Annotated in this window: 18 protein-coding genes; 4 read left to right on the top strand and 14 right to left on the bottom strand. The window is 59.8% G+C overall.

Translation table 11 applies throughout. The features are described from left to right. Positions 1-150 precede the first annotated feature (150 nt). The 4 genes from AC5E6N_RS16525 (at position 151) to AC5E6N_RS16510 (ending at position 3,285) form a co-directional block, all read left to right on the top strand. Positions 151-1,134 carry an RluA family pseudouridine synthase gene (locus AC5E6N_RS16525; RefSeq protein WP_491748846.1) on the top strand — a complete coding sequence of 328 codons (984 nt, stop codon included), beginning with the start codon at positions 151-153 and terminating at the stop codon, positions 1,132-1,134. After that, positions 1,131-1,796 carry an HAD-IA family hydrolase gene (locus tag AC5E6N_RS16520; RefSeq protein ID WP_491748845.1) on the top strand — a complete coding sequence of 222 codons (666 nt, stop codon included), beginning with the start codon at positions 1,131-1,133 and terminating at the stop codon, positions 1,794-1,796. Before AC5E6N_RS16525 ends, AC5E6N_RS16520 begins: the two co-directional genes overlap by 4 nt. Continuing rightward, positions 1,793-2,575, top strand: a complete 783-nt coding sequence (locus tag AC5E6N_RS16515) for an ATP12 family chaperone protein (protein ID WP_491748844.1) — start codon at positions 1,793-1,795, stop codon at positions 2,573-2,575. Before AC5E6N_RS16520 ends, AC5E6N_RS16515 begins: the two co-directional genes overlap by 4 nt. Before the next feature lie 74 nt (positions 2,576-2,649). Then, positions 2,650-3,285 carry a ceramidase domain-containing protein gene (locus tag AC5E6N_RS16510; RefSeq protein ID WP_491748843.1) on the top strand — a complete coding sequence of 212 codons (636 nt, stop codon included), beginning with the start codon at positions 2,650-2,652 and terminating at the stop codon, positions 3,283-3,285. Between the two features lie 90 nt (positions 3,286-3,375). Here the strand turns inward: AC5E6N_RS16510 and AC5E6N_RS16505 are convergent, their stop codons facing one another. The 14 genes from AC5E6N_RS16505 to AC5E6N_RS16440 form a co-directional block, all read right to left on the bottom strand. Continuing rightward, entirely contained in the window at positions 3,376-4,419 is a 1,044-nt protein-coding gene (locus AC5E6N_RS16505; protein ID WP_491748842.1) for a patatin-like phospholipase family protein, read from the bottom strand. Positions 4,420-4,453: 34 nt separating this feature from the next. Continuing rightward, positions 4,454-5,236 (bottom strand): 3-hydroxybutyrate dehydrogenase, encoded by a 783-nt coding sequence (locus AC5E6N_RS16500; protein WP_491748841.1) that lies wholly within the window; start codon positions 5,234-5,236, stop codon positions 4,454-4,456. Positions 5,237-5,323: 87 nt separating this feature from the next. Next, positions 5,324-5,725 carry a PaaI family thioesterase gene (locus tag AC5E6N_RS16495; RefSeq protein WP_491748840.1) on the bottom strand — a complete coding sequence of 134 codons (402 nt, stop codon included), beginning with the start codon at positions 5,723-5,725 and terminating at the stop codon, positions 5,324-5,326. Positions 5,726-5,744: 19 nt separating this feature from the next. Beyond that, positions 5,745-6,884, bottom strand: coding sequence for an acyl-CoA dehydrogenase family protein (locus tag AC5E6N_RS16490; protein WP_491748839.1), 1,140 nt, complete (start codon positions 6,882-6,884; stop codon positions 5,745-5,747). Positions 6,885-6,890: 6 nt separating this feature from the next. Continuing rightward, on the bottom strand, positions 6,891-8,087 hold the full coding sequence (locus AC5E6N_RS16485; RefSeq protein ID WP_491748838.1) for an acyl-CoA dehydrogenase family protein: 1,197 nt from the start codon (positions 8,085-8,087) through the stop codon (positions 6,891-6,893). Between the two features lie 14 nt (positions 8,088-8,101). Then, complete coding sequence (locus AC5E6N_RS16480; RefSeq protein ID WP_491748837.1) at positions 8,102-9,283, bottom strand: acetyl-CoA C-acyltransferase; 1,182 nt, start codon at positions 9,281-9,283, stop codon at positions 8,102-8,104. 11 nt (positions 9,284-9,294) lie between these two features. Then, on the bottom strand, positions 9,295-11,421 hold the full coding sequence (locus tag AC5E6N_RS16475; protein ID WP_491748836.1) for a 3-hydroxyacyl-CoA dehydrogenase NAD-binding domain-containing protein: 2,127 nt from the start codon (positions 11,419-11,421) through the stop codon (positions 9,295-9,297). Between the two features lie 95 nt (positions 11,422-11,516). After that, a complete protein-coding gene (locus tag AC5E6N_RS16470; protein WP_491748835.1) occupies positions 11,517-12,677 on the bottom strand; it encodes an ABC transporter substrate-binding protein in 1,161 nt (386 codons plus the stop codon). A 23-nt stretch (positions 12,678-12,700) separates the two neighbouring features. Beyond that, positions 12,701-14,590: an AMP-dependent synthetase/ligase gene (locus AC5E6N_RS16465; protein WP_491748834.1), complete on the bottom strand. Its 1,890-nt coding sequence runs from the start codon at positions 14,588-14,590 to the stop codon at positions 12,701-12,703. Positions 14,591-14,610: 20 nt separating this feature from the next. Next, positions 14,611-15,396 carry an ABC transporter ATP-binding protein gene (locus AC5E6N_RS16460; RefSeq protein ID WP_491748833.1) on the bottom strand — a complete coding sequence of 262 codons (786 nt, stop codon included), beginning with the start codon at positions 15,394-15,396 and terminating at the stop codon, positions 14,611-14,613. Then, the gene (locus tag AC5E6N_RS16455; RefSeq protein WP_491748832.1) at positions 15,393-16,181 is read right to left on the bottom strand and encodes an ABC transporter ATP-binding protein; all 789 of its coding nucleotides are present in this window, start codon (positions 16,179-16,181) and stop codon (positions 15,393-15,395) included. Before AC5E6N_RS16455 ends, AC5E6N_RS16460 begins: the two co-directional genes overlap by 4 nt. Next, a complete protein-coding gene (locus AC5E6N_RS16450) occupies positions 16,178-17,278 on the bottom strand; it encodes a branched-chain amino acid ABC transporter permease (protein WP_491748831.1) in 1,101 nt (366 codons plus the stop codon). The genes AC5E6N_RS16455 and AC5E6N_RS16450 overlap by 4 nt, the downstream gene beginning before the upstream one ends. Positions 17,279-17,287: 9 nt before the next feature. Then, positions 17,288-18,163 (bottom strand): branched-chain amino acid ABC transporter permease, encoded by an 876-nt coding sequence (locus AC5E6N_RS16445; protein ID WP_491748830.1) that lies wholly within the window; start codon positions 18,161-18,163, stop codon positions 17,288-17,290. Between the two features lie 78 nt (positions 18,164-18,241). Further along, a partial coding sequence (locus AC5E6N_RS16440; protein WP_491748829.1) for an MDR/zinc-dependent alcohol dehydrogenase-like family protein occupies positions 18,242-18,642 on the bottom strand: 401 nt, incomplete at its 5' end.

Raw genomic sequence — 18,642 nt, 5'->3', positions numbered from 1 at the left:
AATGGGCCGGGCGATTTTGCCCTCTGACTGCGTTGGCTCGCGCTTGTGGTGGGATGGCACCACGGCGCGCAACCCGCCTTGTCAGAAACCAAAATCGCCGCGGTCAAATGCTTCAATCTAACCTCATCTCGCTCTAGGGGCGCTAGGGCGATGGCTGGTGTCGAGCAGAGGAAGGTGGACCCGGACGAGACCGGCATGCGTCTCGACCGGTGGTTCAAGACACATTTTCCCGGATTGGGCTTTGGCAAGCTGCAAAAGCTGCTGCGGTCCGGTCAGATCCGCATCGATGGCGGACGGGCAAAACACGACACACGCCTGCAACCCGGTCAGATGATCCGCATTCCGCCGCTGGGCACCGACGAGAAGGGCGGGCCGCACGCCGTGCCAAAACGCTCCGGATCTTCAAGCGGCGATTCAGAGTTCCTGTCCGGCATGCTGATCTACGAGGACCCCAAGGTCTTTGTCTTCAACAAGGCAGCCGGACTGGCGGTGCAGGGCGGTTCGGGCGTCTCCCGTCATATCGACGGGATGCTCGAGGCGTGGCGTAACCGCAAGGGCGAGAAGCCCCGGCTGGTGCACCGTCTTGACCGTGACACGTCGGGTGTGCTGGTGGTCGCCCGCACCCGCGGAGCCGCTCAGCGCCTGACCACGGCGTTCCGGGAGCACAACACGCAAAAGACCTACTGGGCGCTCGTCAAGGGCGTGCCGCGCAAGCGCGAAGGCCGCATTTCAACCTGGCTTGTGAAGGATCACACGCCGGACGGCGACCGTATGCGCGTGTGCAAACATGGCGAGCCGGATTCCGATCATGCCATTTCGAACTACAGCACTGTCGAGCAGGCGGGACAGCGTCTTTCGTGGTTGAAGATGGAGCCCTATACGGGGCGCACGCACCAGCTCAGGGTCCATGCCGCGCATATCGGCTGCCCCATCATCGGTGATCCCAAATATTTCGAAGCCGATCACAACTGGGAATTTCCGGGCGGCATGCAAAAACGCCTCCATCTTCATGCCCGTCACATTTCAATCCCCCACCCGGATGGAGGCAAGCGCATCGACGTGACGGCGCCGTTGCCGCCGCACATGGTCCAGAGCTGGAACCTTCTGGGCTTCGACAAGGACTATGAGGCATGAAGCTCATTCTCTTCGATTGCGACGGAACGCTGATCGACAGTGCCGCGATTATCCACGCGTGCATGGAAAGAGCCTTTGAAGAGGGCGGGCAGGCGCTCCCGCAGCTCACCGAGACAAAGTCGGTGATCGGACTGTCCCTGGAACTGGCGATCGCCAAACTGTTGCAGCGGCCGGTGGACGATGAGGTCCGGCATCTGACAAGCCGCTACAAGCATCACAGCCGCTCATTGCGCGAGGCATCGGATATTGAGGAGCCGTTTTACGACGGTGTTCTCGAACTGCTGGAGGAATTGCTCGCGCGGGACGAAATCCTCGTCGGCGTGGTCACCGGCAAATCCCGCCGCAACCTCGACAGGCTGCTTGAGCGGAACAATTTTCATGGCCGGTTCGTGACGACGCGCACGGCGGATGAATGTCCGTCAAAACCCCACCCGGCGATGGTGCTTGAGTGCTGCGCCGATACCGACATGGATCCGAAGCAGACAATCTTGGTCGGCGACGCTATCTACGATATGCAGATGGCGGTGAATGCCGGTGTCCGGGCGGTCGGCGTTTCCTGGGGCTATGCCCCGGTCGATCACCTCCACCAGGCGGGTGCACATCATGTTATCGAGAGGCCCGACGAACTCTCCGCGATTGTCGGGCCGGAGCAGGCACGATGAGAGAATTACTGGACGATCTGAATGACATGATGAGCGACGCGGATCCCGTGAAGCGCGCGCAGATCCTGTCGAAAAGACCTCTGCCGAAGCGCTTTTACAAGGAAACGGGCATCGGCCAAGAAGAAGATGCCTATTCCATTCTGCTTGACGGAAAACCGGTCCGCACGCCGGCAAAAAACAGGCTGGTCGCACCGACAAGGGATCTGGCAGAGCTTGTCCGGATCGAATGGGACGCGCAGCAGGACGATATAGACCCGGTCTCCATGCCGGTGACACGGCTCGTCAATACCGCCATAGACGGCATCGCGTCCGACCCGCAGGCGGTCATTGAAGACATACTCCGCTTCGCCGGCACGGACCTGCTTTGCTACCGGGCCGACGGTCCCGAACGACTGATCGCAAGGCAGAACGAGGCCTGGGACCCGATCATTGACTGGGCGCACGCGGCGCTGGGCGCACGCTTTATGCTGGCGGAAGGTGTCATGCATGTCGAGCAGACCCGGGAAACCATCGGCGCGGTGGGTGTCCATCTGGCCGGTTTCAAGAGCCCGATCGCCCTGGCAAGCCTGCACACATTCACCACGCTGACCGGATCGGCCCTGCTGGCGCTTGCACTCGCACGTGAGGAGATCACGGCCGAGCAGGCCTGGGCGGCCGCGCACGTCGATGAAGACTGGAATGCGGAGCAATGGGGCGCGGACGCGCAAGCCGAACGCCGCCGGGCTTGCCGGTGGACGGAAATGCGCGCCGCCGACCAGGCGCTCAAATCGCTCGGTTGACGTAAAGGCCTGTCGGGTCAAGGAATTGTGGTAAGGGATTATCAGCCGCGGGGGATGGAACCATAAACGAGCAAGTGGACAATTATTGCGAAAGGCTGGCGCCCGAGTTCTGGGCGGAGCCCATCAACGCGGTCACCAATTTCGCGTTCATTATCGCTTCCATCCTGTTCCTGATCGGCTGGCGGACCAGCCGTACAAAATCACGCACCGCCCTGTTCCTCGGCTTGTGGATCGGTGTCATAGGCATCGGTTCGTTCCTGTTCCACACCTTTGCGACGCTTTGGGCACTTGCGGCCGACAGCATTCCGATCCTGGTCTTCATCCTTGCCTACCTCTTCCTGGCCGTGCGGAACTACCTGAAGGTGCCCCTTTGGGGCAGCATCGTGATCACGGTCGCCTATATTCCCTTCACCTACCTGCTCGTGCCGCTGATACAGCCGGTCATCGGCTCATCATCCGGCTATGTGCCGGCCCTGCTGGCGATCTTTGCCGTCGGCGCGATGATGCATGGTCGCGACGAAACCATTTCAAAAGGGCTCATCGTCACCGGCTGCATCTTCCTGCTGTCGATCGGCTTTCGAATGGCGGACATGGCCTATTGCGACACGTTCCCCTACGGGACGCATTTCATGTGGCACGTGCTCAATGCGGTTGTGCTTTACAGACTTGCCGACATTTACCTCAAGCACGTCGACAGTGCTGAGGCCTGATCAGATCGCAGGGCTTTTGGGCTTCGTCAGCCGCACGCCGGAAATCTGGAAATTTCCGTCGTCCTGCCGGTTCAGAACATAAGGAGCGGACTATCCGTGATGCTCCACGCCAAGACCCTGAAACATGGCCCGAAGATCGACGGTGGATCGCTTGCCGACATGATCCATGTTTGCCGCCAGCCAGCGCTCGGCCGTCTCCCGCCCGATATCGCGCAGATGGACGAGAAAGCGCCACTCGGCATTGACCTTCGAGGAGGCGCCGAGCGGTTTGAGTTCATCCTGGTTCTCGATCACATGCACCCGGGTTTTGCGGTAATGGTCCTGCGGCAGCTTGCCTTCTTCGATAAGGCGTCGGACGAAATCGATCGCTCGAAATTCCCGCAGCAGACTTCCGTTGAAACTGATCTCGTTGATACGATTGAGGATTTCCTGCGCCGTGCGCGGCGCGCCGCGGCGCTCGATCGGGTTGATCTGCACAACGACGATATCCCCCGATTCGGTGTGTGTATGAAACGGAAACAGGGACGGATTGCCCATGTAGCCCCCATCCCAATAGGGCACACCGTCAATCTCGACCGCTTGAAAAAGGAAGGGCAGGCATGCGGATGCCATCACCATCTCGGCTGTCAGCGTGCTGCGGTCGAAGATTTTGACGCGGCCCGTTTCGACGTCCGTGGCCGAAATGAAGAGTTTCAATTGATCGCAGCCGCGCACACGATCGAAATCGATACACTCCTCCAGAAGCTGGAGCAGCGGGTTGATGTTGAGCGGATTGAGCTGATAGGGCGATGCCACGCGGGTCATCGCATCGAAAAAATGGTAGCTCGGCGTGTGATCAAGGCTCCAATTGCCCATGAACACGTCAAAGGGCAGACGCTGGATCGGACTGAAAGCCGAGCGCTCGCTGATCGACCGCCAAAAATACTCAAGCGCCGCACGGGCGCCGTCCGCGCCATCGCGCATGATCCCGTCGGCGACGGCGACCGCATTCATGGCACCGGCGGATGTACCGGATATCGCTTCGATATCGAGGCGACCGTCCTCCAGCAACCTGTCGAGCACGCCCCAGGTAAAGGCGCCATGAGCGCCTCCGCCCTGCAATGCCAGATTGACGGATTTTCTGCCTTTGCTCATATCGGGTCCGACCTGTCGGTTTGCGGCGATGATGTCATTGCGCGACCCATCCGCCATCAACGGGAAGCGATGCGCCGGTTATTGACGATGCCTCGTCGGAACACAGGAAGTTGGCCAATGCCGCCATGTGTTCGACACGGACGAATTCCTTCGTCGGCTGCGCTGCCAGAAGGACGTCGCGCTTGACCTCTTCCTCGGTAATGCCGCGCGCTTCGGCGGTATCCGGGATCTGTTTTTCCACCAGCGGTGTCCACACATATCCGGGGCAGATCGCATTGACGGTGATGCCGTGCTCGGCGACTTCAAGCGCCACGGTCTTCGTCAGTCCGACGAGGCCGTGCTTGGCGGAGACATAGGCTGATTTGAAGGGGGAGGCGACGAGCCCGTGGGCCGAGGCGATGTTGATGATGCGCCCCCAGCCGCGAGCCTTCATGCCGGGTACGACCGCCTGCGTCGCGTGAAACGCCGCCGACAGGTTGAGCGCGATGATCGCGTCCCATTTGTCTGTTGGAAACTCCTCCACGGGCGCGACATGCTGGATCCCGGCATTGTTGACCAGAACGTCCACCTGACCGAACACATCCTCGGCAGTCGACATGAGTGCGCGCACGCCATCCGGCTTCATGATGTTGGCCCCAACGTAAATCACCTTGATGCCGAACGTGTCCTCCAAACCTTTGCGGAGCGGCTCAATCTGCTCGGAGGGCTCGATACCGTTCATGACGACATTCATGCCTTTTGCGGCAAATCCTTCCGCGATACCGAGGCCGATCCCGCTTGAGGAGCCGGTGACAACGGCGGTTTTCGCTTCTGACATGAGACATCTCCATCGGCCGAATTGTTGTGTTGCATTGCAACATAGTGTCGGATGCGATCGAATGCGTCAATCTAACCACAACTCGCTCTAGCCGCGCACCCTGTCCCTGTACAATTTGAAGGTTCCGGTCGCCGATGCCACCGGGATGCCGGCATCGGTTGCCAGCAGCGCATCGATAAAGACGATTTTCTTTCCGCCACCCGCGACTTTCGCGGTTGCCACGACACGCCCGTCGCTGACGCGTGACAGGTAGTTCACGGTCAGTGAAATGGTTGAGGTGTAAAAAAGCGACTCGCCGTCCACCGAGAGGCTGACCGCATAACCAGCGACCGCGTCGAGCATCGTCGCAATGACGCCGCCATGCAGGCTGCCGCCACGATTGATATGCCGGTGGTCAATATCGAGATAACCCCGCGCGACGCCCGCTTCGATTTCGACCACATAGCCCAACGTCTGCTGCGTGCCGGTCTGGTCGCGAATGACCTTCATCCTGCCACAACGCCGTTCATCAGGCCGCCTGGCGTGAAAATTCCGCAAAGCGGACTGTATGATAATCGACGTCGCCGAACTGATGATCGATCATGATCAGGCGCTTTGCAAAATGCCCGAGGCCGTATTCCCAAGTCATTGCGATGCCGCCATGCATCTGGATCGCTTCTTCGGCGACAAGACGGCCGATACGTCCGGTCAGCGCCTTGGCGGACGATATCGCCATTTCGCGCTTCCGCCGGTCGAGTTCCAGGCGGCCTGCCGCGTTGATGGCCGCAGAACGTGCCTGCTCGATCTCGGTCAGGACCGTCGCCATGCGGTGCTGCAAAGCCTGGAATTTGCCGATGGGGACGCCGAACTGCTTGCGCGTCCGCAGGTAATCCAGCGTCAGATCGCGGCAAACCTCCATCAAACCGACAGCTTCCGAAGCGAGGGCGACATTTGCCCGCGCAACGGAAAGTTCAATCGCCGCATAGGCGTGGCCCTCACTGCCGAGCAAGGCTGTTTGATCGATCCGGACGCCATCAAGTTCGATCTCGCTGGCATGCTGGCCGTCGATTGTCGGATAGCCCCTGATTGTCAGGCCATCGGTTTCCGCCGGGACAAGAAACGCGGAAATCCCGTCCTCGTCCCAGCCGCTGCCCGATGTGCGTGCCGTTACCACGAGGAAATCGGCGCTGTCGCCATTGAGGACGACCGCCTTCCTGCCGGTGAGGACCCAGCCGTCCGCATCCTTTTGAGCCGTGGTTTCGACATGAGACAGGTCGTAATGGCTTTGCGGCTCGCCATGCGCAAAGGCCAGAAGTGTGTCGCCGCCGATCACCTCGGCGATGACGGACTTCTGCTCCGCGCTGCCAAGCGCGGCCAGCATGCTGCCGCCAAGGACGGCGCTTGCAAGGAACGGCTCCACGACGAGGCCGCGCCCAAGTTCTTCAAACAGGACGGCGATGTCGAACCCGGCGCCTCCGAAACCACCGTCCTCTTGCGAAAAGAGGGCGCCGATGAGCCCGAGCTCGGCAAACTTGCTCCATTGCTCCCGTGAAAATCCCTCCGGGCTTTCAGCCGCCTCGTTTCTCTTTTCCAACGCATAATTGTCGGCGATGAAACGCGCCACCATGTCTTTCAGCATGGCCCTGTCTTCGGTGTGATTAAAGTCCATCTGTCCTTACAGCCCCATCATCATTTTGGTGATGATACCGCGCTGGATCTCGTTCGATCCGCCATAGATCGTGATCTTGCGGTTGTTGAAATATTCCTTGGAGACCGGAGCCGCATAATCCGGGCCGATCGGCTCCTCATTGTATCCGGTTTCCAGCGCTTCGGAAACAAACGGCATGGCATAGGGGCCGACCGCCCGCCGCGTCAGGTCGTTAAGCGCCTGACGGATTTCCGTTCCCTTGATTTTCAGCATCGAGCTCATCGGCCCGGCATTGGCCACGCTGTCCGGCGACGAAAGCAGGCGAAGATTGGTCGTCGCCATCGCGTCGAGTTCCATTTCGATCTGCGCGAGACGCGCGGCAAAGAGCGGCTCGTCGATCAGCGGGCGCCCGCGCACCTTCTGCGTGCGTCCGATATGTTTGAGATGCTCGAGCGAAACCTTGTTGGCGCCGACATTCGCGATATTGGTGCGTTCGTGGGTCAAAAGGTATTTGGCGTAGGTCCAGCCCTTGTTCTCCTCGCCGACGAGGTTCTCGACCGGCACCCGCACGTCGTCGAAAAAGACCTCGTTTACCTCATGTGTGCCCTCAAGCAGGATGATGGGGCGCACCGTGATGCCGGGTGTATCCATATCGATCAGCAGGAAGGAAATGCCCTCCTGCGGCTTGCCTTCCGTCGACGTGCGCACGAGACAGAAAATCTTGTTGGCGTACTGGCCGAGCGTCGTCCAGGTCTTTTGTCCGTTCACCACATAGTGGTCGCCGTCGCGGACCGCACGTGTCTTCAGCGATGCAAGGTCCGAGCCGGCGCCGGGTTCGGAGTAGCCCTGACACCACCAGTCGGAACCGTCGAGGATCCGCGGCAGATAGTGGTTCTTCTGTTCCTCAGACCCGTATTTGATCAGCACCGGCGCGAGCATCTTCAGACCGAAGGGTACAATACGTGGCGCGCCTGCCGCGCAGGTCTCGTCATCGAAGATCTGCTGCTGGACCGCGTTCCAGCCGGTGCCGCCATATTCCACCGGCCAGTTTTCGGCCAGCCAGCCGCGCTTGTTCAGGATCGCGTGCCAGGTGTCCATATCCTCCTTGGTGAGGCGCTTGCCGCCTCTGACCTTATCGGAGATGGACGCGGGCAGTTCCGCCTTCAGGAAAGCGCGGACATCGTCTCTGAAAGCGATTTCCTCGTCCGTGTAGTTCAGATCCATGATCCCGTCCTCGCTCAGTAGATTTCAAACAGGCCGGCCGCTCCCTGACCGCCGCCGATGCACATCGTCACCACGACATGTTTCACGCCGCGGCGCTTGCCCTCATACATGACATGGCCGACCTGGCGCGCGCCCGTCATGCCATAGGGGTGGCCGATGGAGATCGAGCCGCCATTGACGTTGAGAATGTCCTGCGGGATGCCGAGCTTGTCACGGCAGTAAAGCACCTGGCTGGCGAACGCTTCATTGAGCTCCCAAAGGCCGATGTCGTCCATTGTCAGGCCGGCGCGCTCAAGCAGCCGCGGCACGGCAAAAACCGGGCCGATGCCCATCTCGTCCGGCTCGCAGCCGGCGACGACAAAGCCCCGAAACGCGCCCATCGGCTCGATATTGCGTTTTTCGGCCTCGGTGGCGTCCATGACCACGCAGGCGGACGCGCCGTCGGACAATTGGGATGCGTTGCCGGCGGTGATGTACTGGTCCGGGCCGCGAACCGGTTCCAAAGCCTGGAGGCCCTCGAGCGTTGTGCCGGGACGGTTGCATTCGTCGCCATTGATGGTGACCTCGTGCTGGGAGATCTCGCCGGTCTCCTTGTCCTTGACCGCCATCGTCGTCGTGAAAGGAATGATCTCATCGTCATAGCGGCCGGCTTCCTGCGCTTCGGCCGTGCGCTGCTGTGAGGACAGGGCGTATTCGTCCTGTGCCTCGCGCGAGATGCTGTAACGCTCCGCGACGATGTCAGCCGTATCGATCATCGGCAGGTAGATTGCCGGCTTGTTTTCAAGGATCCACGGGCTGCGGGCCATGTGGGTATTCGCATGGCCCTGGGCGAGGGTAATGGATTCAATACCGCCGGCGAGCATGGCCGGCGAACCCTGTTGCGTAACGGCGTGCGAAGCGAGCGCCACCGCCTGCAGGCCGGAGGAGCAGAAGCGATTGACGGTCATCCCGGCGGTCGTGACCGGCATGCCGGCCCTGATCGCGATCTGTCGGGCAATATTGCCGCCGGTCGCGCCTTCGGGCAGGCCGCACCCGATCACCGCATCCTCGATGAGACCCGGATCGACGCCGGAGCGCTCGACGGCCGCCCTGGCCGCCGCGCCGCCGAACTCCGCGCCATGGGTCATGTTCAGGCCGCCGCGAAATGCCTTGGTGATGCCGGTGCGGGCGGTCGATACGATTACTGCTTCGCGCATATGCTCAATCCTCAGGCGTTTGCGGCTTTGTTCAGGCTGTCGAAATTCTCTCCCCGCTCAACCAGGTCGACCAGCAACGCAGCCGGTTTCCAGAATTCCGCATCCTCTTTCTCGAATTCGCGAATGTCGGCAAGAACCTTGTCGAGACCGATCATATCGGCATATTTCAGTGGTCCGCCGCGCCAGCGCGGGAAACCGTAGCCATAGAGCATGGTGATATCGACATCGAGCGGGCGCAGGGCAATTCCCTCTTCAACGACACGCGCGCCCTCATTGATCATCGCGGCCATGTAGCGGCGCATGATGGCAGCCTCGTCCAGCGGTTTCGGGACAATGCCCTTTTCCGAGCGTACCTGATCGATGATCTCCAGCACCTCCGGGTCCTGTTTGCCGATACGGCTGCCATCTTCATAAATGTAGAAGCCGCGGCCGGTTTTCTGGCCGTAACGGCCGAGTTCGGCGATGCGGTCCATATAATCGGCGGCGTATCGGCCCTTCCATCCTTCTTCGCGTTTGCGCGTGCGGTTGGCATAGCCGATATCGAGGCCGGCAAGGTCCCCCATCTGGTTCGGTCCCATCGGATAGCCGAAATTAAGGACCGCCTTGTCGATGTCGTAGGGGCTTGTGCCGTCTTCCACCATGTAGGAAGCGATCGACAGATATCTTTCGAGGATCCGGTTGCCGATAAAACCGTCGCAGACACCGGCGCGCACGCCGACCTTCTTCAGCTTTGCGGCAAGCGCAAAACCGGTCGCCGCAACATCGGCGTCGGTCTTGTCGGCCACCACGATCTCCAGCAGGCGCATGACATGCGCGGGTGAAAAGAAGTGCAGCCCGAGCACATCCCGCGGCCGGCCGGTGACCGCCGCGATCTCGTTGATGTTCAGATAGGACGTGTTGCTGGCGAGGACCGCGCCCGGTTTCGCGTGCTGATCGATCTGGCGGAAGAGATCTTTCTTGACCTCCATGTTCTCAAAAGCAGCTTCGATAACGATATCCGCATCTTTCAGGGCGCCGATATCGGCGCTGACCGAATAGAGCGCGTTCGCCAGCCGGTCGCGATGGGCCGTATCGAACTTGCCGCGTTTGACGCCGTCGTCGAGAATCCGCTCGACATTCTGCCGCCCGCGCGCCGCGCTTTCCTCGTCGCGCTCGATCATGGTCACCGGCAAGCCGGCAAAGAGCATCGATACGGTGATGCCGGAGCCCATGGTGCCGCCGCCTATGACGGCAGCGCTCTCAAGCGTTCGTGGTTTGCCGTTTGCAAGTTCCGGAACCTTCCTGACAGCACGCTCGGCAAAAAACGCGTGGATCAGGGCCTCGCGCTGCGGCGATTTCATCAGTTCCATGAACAATTCGCGCTCTCGCACCATGCCTTCCACAAAGGGCAGTTCGGCGGAGGCGATAACCGCCTCAAGGCACAGCTGCGGCGAAAGTTGCCCCTTGGCCTTCCTTTTGACCGTGTCGCGGAGCGTGTCAAACAATGCATCATTGCCGCGCGAAGCCTCGGCCTTCTCATTCCGGTCGCAGGTTCCGCGTGCCGGCAGGCTTTCCCCCAGCACACGCCGTGCAAAGGTCAGTCCGGCCTCCAGCGGGTCCTCTCCGTCGTCGACAGCATCGAGGATTCCCAGTTCAAGGGCCTCGGTGGCCGGCACGTGGCGTCCCGACGTTATGATCTCCGCCGCCGCCTCGATCCCGGTGAGGCGGGGCAGGCGTTGCGTACCGCCGGCACCCGGGCAAAGGCCGAGATTGACCTCCGGCAGGCCGACCCGCGCCGACTTCACCGCAACGCGGTAGTGGCAGGAAAGGGCGGTCTCCAGCCCTCCGCCGAGCGCCGTTCCGTGGATTGCGCATACGACGGGCTTGTCGAGCTTCTCGATCTCATCGATGACCTCGGTGAGGCCCGGCTCCTGCATGGGTTTTCCGAACTCCCGGATATCTGCTCCGGCAATGAAGGTGCGGCCCTTGCCATAGACGACCGCGACTTCCGCTGCGTCGGAGGTAAACTTCGCAGCGGCCGCTGCGAGCCCCTCGCGGACCGCATGGCTTGCCGCGTTCACCGGCGGGTTATCGATGGCAATGACTGCGATCGAACCGGCTTCATCGGACACAACTTCATAGGAAACGACTTCTGACATGAACTCACCAACTGGTTTACCGAGGACAGATAAATGGATGAATGGAATGTACCACCCGGCGCTTTCGATGGCGCCGGGCGGCGAGATCAGGTTTTTTACTGTTCGCCTACGACCTTCCAGTCGCCGCCGTCAATGCGCGATATGATGATTGCGTCGCCGCCCTGGTGGTCGGTTTCGCTATAGTCGATCTTCACGCCGGTGATGGGGTCGATATAGTTGAGGTTCTCCTGTGCTTTCAGGAAACTCTCGGACGTAAGGTCCGGTCCTGCAGCTTCGAGCGCCATGACGAGACCTTCGGCCGACGAACGGCCCAGAAGCGCGCCGGTGCCGGGGAATTCACCGAATTCTGCCTGATAGTCCTCGACGAACTTTTTCACATGCGGATCATCCATCCGCGTGCCGAGGTCAGGCCAGCCGGCTGCCGCATAAAAGCCATCGGTCACGCCTCCGGGCACTTTTGCAACCGCCGTGTGGAAGGCGGCCGAGGAGCCGATGAAATCAACATCGTCCCAGCCGATCTTCTTGGCCGTCGCAAGCGCGGTGATTGTCTGACGAATGCCGAGAGCGGTCGCGATCGTGTCGCAACCCTCGTCTTTCAGTTTTGTCAGCGAGCCGACAAAGTCCTGCTCATCGGGCTTGTGCGTCGTCTCGGCCTTGTACTCAAGTCCAAGGTCCGCTGCGGCGTCCTTGGCGCCCTGCTGGATTTCCTTGCCGAAATCGGAAGGAATATACATGGCGCAAATGACCTTGGCGTCGTTGTTGTCCTTCAGATAATTCACCCCGGCTTTCATCTGGTCGTAATAGGAAGAAAATCCGGCGAACTTGTAGGTCCCGAACGGCTCGACCATCTGGCGGGCCGCGCTGAGCGGTCCGATATTGGCAATGCCCTTGCGCTCCAGAAGCGGGAAGCTGGCGATATTCATCGGCGTGCCGAGCGACAGCAGCATGACAAACACCTGGTCCGAGTTGACCAGCTTGTTGATGTTCTGCATGGCCTTCGGCATCTGATAGGCGTGGTCTTCGGCAATGAGCCTCAACTGCCTTCCATGCACGCCGCCCGCGGCATTGACCTGGTCGAAATACTGTTTTGCCGCACCGATCGCGGGTGCGCCGAATGCAGCGAAAATTCCTGACATGTCATTGTTCGAACCGATCAGAATTTCCGTATCGGTCACGCCCTGGGTTTCGGCAAATGCCTGCGGCAGAGCCACCGACATGGCCAGGGCAAAGGCCATCGATTTGACCAGTTTTTTCATAACGTACTCCTCCTAGAGCTGGTTCACGCGTACATCTCTTCTATGAGCGCTTTATGTTTTTTCTCCACGAAACTGCGCTTGAGCTTCATGGTGGCGGTTAACTCGTCGTCCTCGGCCGTCAGCAGAACGTCGATCAGCCGGAACGCCTTGATCTGTTCCACGCGCGCGAACTCGTCGTTCACATCGCGTACAATATCGCCGATGAGTTCCTGCACCTCTTCGGTGGCGCACAAGGAAGCAAAATCACCGAACGGCACACGTTTGTCCTGGGCGAATTTTTCGACATTCTCCTGATCGATCATGATCAGGCAGGAAAGGAATTTCCGCTTGTCGCCGATGATCACCGCGTCGGAGATATAGGGTGAGAATTTCAGCTTGTTCTCGATCTCGGCCGGCGTGATGTTCTTGCCGCCGGCGGTGATGATGATATCTTTCAGGCGGCCGGTTATATGCACATAGCCGGAATTGTCGACATGGCCGACATCGCCTGTTTTCAGCCAGCCGTCTTCGGACATCGCTTCCTGTGTCTTTTCAGGTTTCTTCCAGTAGCCTTCAAACACGTTGCCGGCCTTGTACTGGATTTCCCCGCCGTCGCCGATCCGCACCTGACCGCCCGGAACGACGAGACCGACACTGCCGATCTTGTTCTTGCCGAACATGTTGAGGGAAATGATGCCGGCGGTTTCGCTCATCCCGTAACCCTCGAACAGATCGATGCCGATGGCCTTGAACCAGCGCAAGAGATCGGGAGAAATCGGGGCCGCGCCGGTCGTGCCGCGGCGCAGTCGGTCCATGCCGATCATCCGCCGGATATTCTTCAGCACAACGGCATCCCAGAAACGATAACGTGCCTCCAGCATGGTCGGAACAGGCGTGTCGGTTTCCAGGCATTCGGCCCTCGCGGTTCCGGCTGCAAGCGCCCGCGAATAGGCCCACCGGCCGAGCGATGTCGCATCGCCCACCATGATGGAAATCCTCGAATAGATTTTCTCCCAGACCCGGGGCACGGCGGTAAAAATATGGGGGCTGACTTCCCGGACATTGTCGAAGACCGTCTCGGGGCTCTCGGCGAAATTGACAGTCGATTTCGATGCGATGGGCGAAAGAACCGAGATAAACCTCTCCAGTATGTGGCAAAGCGGCAGGAAACAGACCTGTTCATCCGTTGCAAGCGCGGGCAGGGTATAGGCGCCCACGGAAATGGAATACATGATATTGCGGTTTGATATCATCGCACCCTTGGGCGGCCCGGTCGTGCCGGATGTGTAGACCAGGATCGAAATGTCCTCCGGCGTGGACTTCGCGATCTCCTGTTCGAACAATTCGGGGTGCTTCTTGTGATGCACGCGGCCGATGTCATAGAGTTCTTCGATAAAGATCACCTGATCGTCGTGATAGTCGTGCAGTCCCTCGCGGTCGAAGACGATCACCTTGGCCAGTCCCGGCATTTCCTCGCGGACCGAGAGAAACTTGTCCAGTTGCTCGTCATTCTCGACAAAAAGAAACCGGCTGTCGGAATCATTGACCAGATAGGCGAGCTGACTGGCCGAATCGGTGGTGTAGATACCCGACGAAATGCCGCCGACGCATTGAACCGCCAGATCGGTGTAGACCCATTCCTTATTGTCTTCGGAAAGAATGGATATGGCCTCGCCGCGCGTCAGGCCGAGGGCAACCAGGCCGTGTCCGATCAGGCGCGCGTGTTCGAGATAGTCGCTCCAGGAATAGGAAAGCCAGATGCCGTATTCCTTCTCGCGATGCGATATGCGCTCGCCCAGGGCCTTGCAGCGCTGCAGGAAGAGTTTGGCGACCGTGTCGCAACCGTCGATGAAGTAGGGCCCCTTGTCGAGATTGCTGTTGATGCTGATGCCGTTGACCTGAGTTTGAGGTGGAATCGTGTCCATAGTGCCCATGTGGTTCTCCTCCCTTGGTCTCAACGCCAGGTCTTGCGTTGTTTCCAGCGCCGTTGTCCGCGCTGCGTGTCCTGTTGTGCGCCCAGATAGAACTCCTGTATGTCCTTCGACTGCTGCAGCTTTTCAGCTTCGCCGCTCATGACGATGCGCCCGAGTTCCATGACATGGCCGTAGTGTGCCACATCAAGGGCCACCTTGGCATTCTGTTCCACCAGCATCATCGTCACATTCTGCTCCCGGTTAAGCCGGCTGATGATGGTGAAGATTTCTTTCACGAGGATGGGGCTGAGGCCGAGACTGGGTTCATCGAGCAGCATGATGCGCGGTTTGGCCATCAGCCCGCGGCCGATGGCGAGCATCTGCTGCTGTCCGCCCGACAGTGTTCCGGCCTCCTGCTGGCGCCGCTCCCTGAGGATAGGGAAGTAGCTATAGACCAGATCCATATCGGCGGCGATCGCATCGTGATCGGACCGCGTATAGGCGCCCATCTTCAGGTTTTCCTCGACGGTCAGGATCGGGAATATCTCCCGGCCCTCCGGCACGTGAACCACGCCCCGGTGAACGACCGTGTCGGGTGCGCTGCCCTGGATTTCGTCGCCCTGGAGCGCAACGGTTCCCTTTTCCGGATCCATCACGCCGGAAATGGTCTTGAGCAGCGTGGTCTTGCCGGCGCCATTGGCGCCGAGCACGGTAACGATCTGCCCCTCTTTCACCTCCAGGCTGACGCCGCGGATGGCCATGATCGGCCCGTAGAAGCTCTCCAGATTATCGACCTGCAGCAGTGGTGTTCGCGTGTTGTCGCTCATGCGGCCTCTCCACTGCCGGCCGTGTTATCGGAGCCCAGATAGGCCTCGATGACAGCGGGATCGTTCCGAACCTCCTGCGGCGTGCCGATGGCGAGCATGCGTCCGTCGGCAAGCGCCATCACCCGGTCGGAAACGGCGCCGACGAGGTGCATGTCGTGCTCGACCATCAGCACGGTAATGCCCATGACCTTCTTTATGTCCTCGATCCAGAAGGCAACGTCCTGCGTTTCCTCGACCGAAAGCCCGGATGCGGGTTCGTCCAGAAGGAGGAGTTTGGGTTTGACGGCAAGCGCCCGTCCCATTTCGACAACCTTGCGCACCCCGTAAGGCAACCCGGCAATCATTTTCTCGCGATAGGCCTGGAGATCGAGGAAATCGATGACGTGCTCAACGGCTTCGCGGTGCCGGCGCTCTTCCTCGCGCACAAAGGGCGTAAAGATCATGTCCGTAATGAAATTCGAGCGGCAGTGGGTGTGTCGGCCGACCAGCAGGTTCTGCAGGACCGAGGCCTGTTCGAACAGTTCGATATTCTGAAACGTGCGGGCAATGCCGAGCTGCGGGATCTCATGCGCTTCCCGCCCGAGGATACTTTTCCCTTCGTAGAAGATATCGCCTTCAGCGGGTGTATAAAACCGCGATATCATGTTGAAGATAGTCGATTTTCCGGCGCCGTTCGGCCCGACAAGCGCGAACACTTCACCTTCCTCGACATTGAACGAGACATCATTGACCGCGACGAGACCGCCGAAGCGCAGCGTGACGTTGGTCAGTTCCAGGAGACTCATCGTGTGCGCTCCGTCTTCAGATAGCTCTTTTGCCGGCGGAACATGTCCTTCCGATAGAAGGGGAACAGTTGAAAATAGGTGCGGATTTTGAGCCATCGTCCGTAGATGCCCATGGGCTCGAACAGGATAAAGCCGATGAGGACGGCACCGAAGATACCCTGTTCCAGCCCCGGTATGGTGATGGAACCGGCACCCGTCAGCCAGGCGACGCTGTCGCGTGTCATCGAGATCAGCAAAGGCAGGAGCACGAATATGATGGCGCCGAAAAACGCCCCGTGGATCGTTCCGAGGCCACCGACCACGATGATCAGCAGCAAGGTGATTGACATGATCAGATTGAAGGTCTCGTGGGTGAACACGGTCGCGAAGTGGCCCATGAGCGCGCCGCCGAGCCCGGTGATCGTGCAGGAAACCGCAAAGGCCAGCATCTTCGTGCGTGCCACATTGACACCCATGGCCTTCGCCGACACCTCCGAATCGCGGACCGCTGCGAAGGACCGGCCCAGCGGCGAGCGCAGGAGATTGCGGTAGAGGTAGACGATCACAAATGTAATCGCCAGCACGAGCCAGTAGAGCTCGACCGGATTGCCGTAGCGATTGAAGGTGAAGCCGAAGATCTGGATATCGGGAGCAAAAAGACCGGCAACACCGCCGGTTATGGGTTCCAGAATGACAATGAGGTCTTCCGCCAGCACCGAGATCGCCAAGGTCGCGATGGCGAGATAAATACCGTGCAGGCGTGTGGTCGGCAGGGCGATCAGCGCGCCCGCGATCCCGGCCGTCAGGCCGGACAGCGGAAAAGACAACAGGAACGGCATCGAAAAGTGCTCCTGATAGAGCACGTTGGAATAGGCGCCGATGGCCATGAACGCGGCGTGCCCGAGGCTGGCTTGTCCTGTCTGTCCCACGAGGATCATCAGGCCCATGCCGCAGATCGACCATATGAGGACGAGCGTTGCCTCGCCGATCAGGAAGTCGCTGACCAGAAAGGGCAGGAGGATCGCGACGGCAAACAGCAGCAGATACCAGAATGCCTGCGCATTGTGTTTGAAGAGCCGGATGTCGGCGTCGTATGAGGTCTTGAATACGGTGCGCATTGCCGGCCCTCACACTTTTTTCGTCTGGATTTGCGAGAGGATGCCGTGGGGCCGCACCACCAGCATGACGATGAGGATCAGATACGGGAAGATCTGCGAATAGCCGGCGGGCATATACCTTGCCGCAAACGGCTCGACGAGGCCCACAATGATGCCGCCGAGCAGCGCGCCCGGCAGACTGCCGAAACCGCCGATGACGGCTGCGGCAAACGCCTTGATGCCGAGCAGACCGGCGGTCGGATCGATCGAACCTTTCGATGCAAAGAGGATGCCGGCAATGGTCGCGACGATGCCCGACAAACCCCAGATCAGGGAATGAATACGCTTGACGGGGATGCCCATATAGTAGGCGGCCAACTGATTTTGCGAGGATGCCTGCATGGCGACGCCGAGCCTGGTGCGCGCGAAGAAGAGGTAAAGCACGCCGGTCAGAAGGACGGTGACAATAATTACCCAGACCTCGTCCAGGCCAAGGACCAGCCCGCCAAATCGCAACTCCTGGCCCGCGATCGGCGACTCCAGCGATTGCGGTTCGTGACCCCAGATCGCGCCGGCAATAAAACGGATCACGAATCCCAGGGCAATGGTCAAAATGACAACGGCCACCTGCGACTGACCGAACATCCTGCGCAGGATGACCATGTCGAAAAGGTATCCGAGCACGCCCATGATGGCGATCGCCATGAGAACCGACAGCCAGAAGGGCAGGTCCATATAGTGGGCGTTTGTGAAACCGAGCGTGATGAACGCGCCCAGCATCATGAAATCGCCCTGGGCGAAATTGACGGATTCGGTCGCCTTGTAGATCAGAACGAAGCCAAGCGCGATCAGGCCATACACACACCCGTTGGCCAGACCGCTGACAATCAGTTGCAATATATCCACTCAATGGCCCTCCCAAAGCCCGAGTTGATGCCCGGTCCGTGATGCGCCCTGGCACCTGTTCGTGTTCTCAATATCAACCTACGGAACCAGCATGACCTTTCCATTGGCGTTTTTCAGCGCGTCGGCGAGATCCGCCATCGCGTCCCGCAGGCGTATCGTGGCGCCGACTTCCGTCTGCCACTTTCCTGAAACAAAGCGCTCCTGGACCTCACCGATCACGCGAATTTGCTGATCGAGCGGCGTATTCATGAACCACCGTGTCAGCCAGAAGCCTTCAATGTGCTTCTCCATGAAAACGAACTGGCCCATCTCTTTCAGCACGGGCGGCGTCGGATCAAGTTTGCCGTAAACGACCCAACGGGCGCGGTTCGGCATGGCCGTGAAGATGTCGGCGGAAATCTGGTTGCCGACGGCGTCCAGCATCACGCGCGGTTTTTCCGCCCGAATGACAGTCTTCAATGCGTCGGCAAAATCATCCC

Source organism: Hoeflea sp. (genome assembly GCF_984452065.1).
Note: the sequence above shows the minus strand (reverse complement) of the source record. Positions and strands in the feature narration are given on the sequence as shown.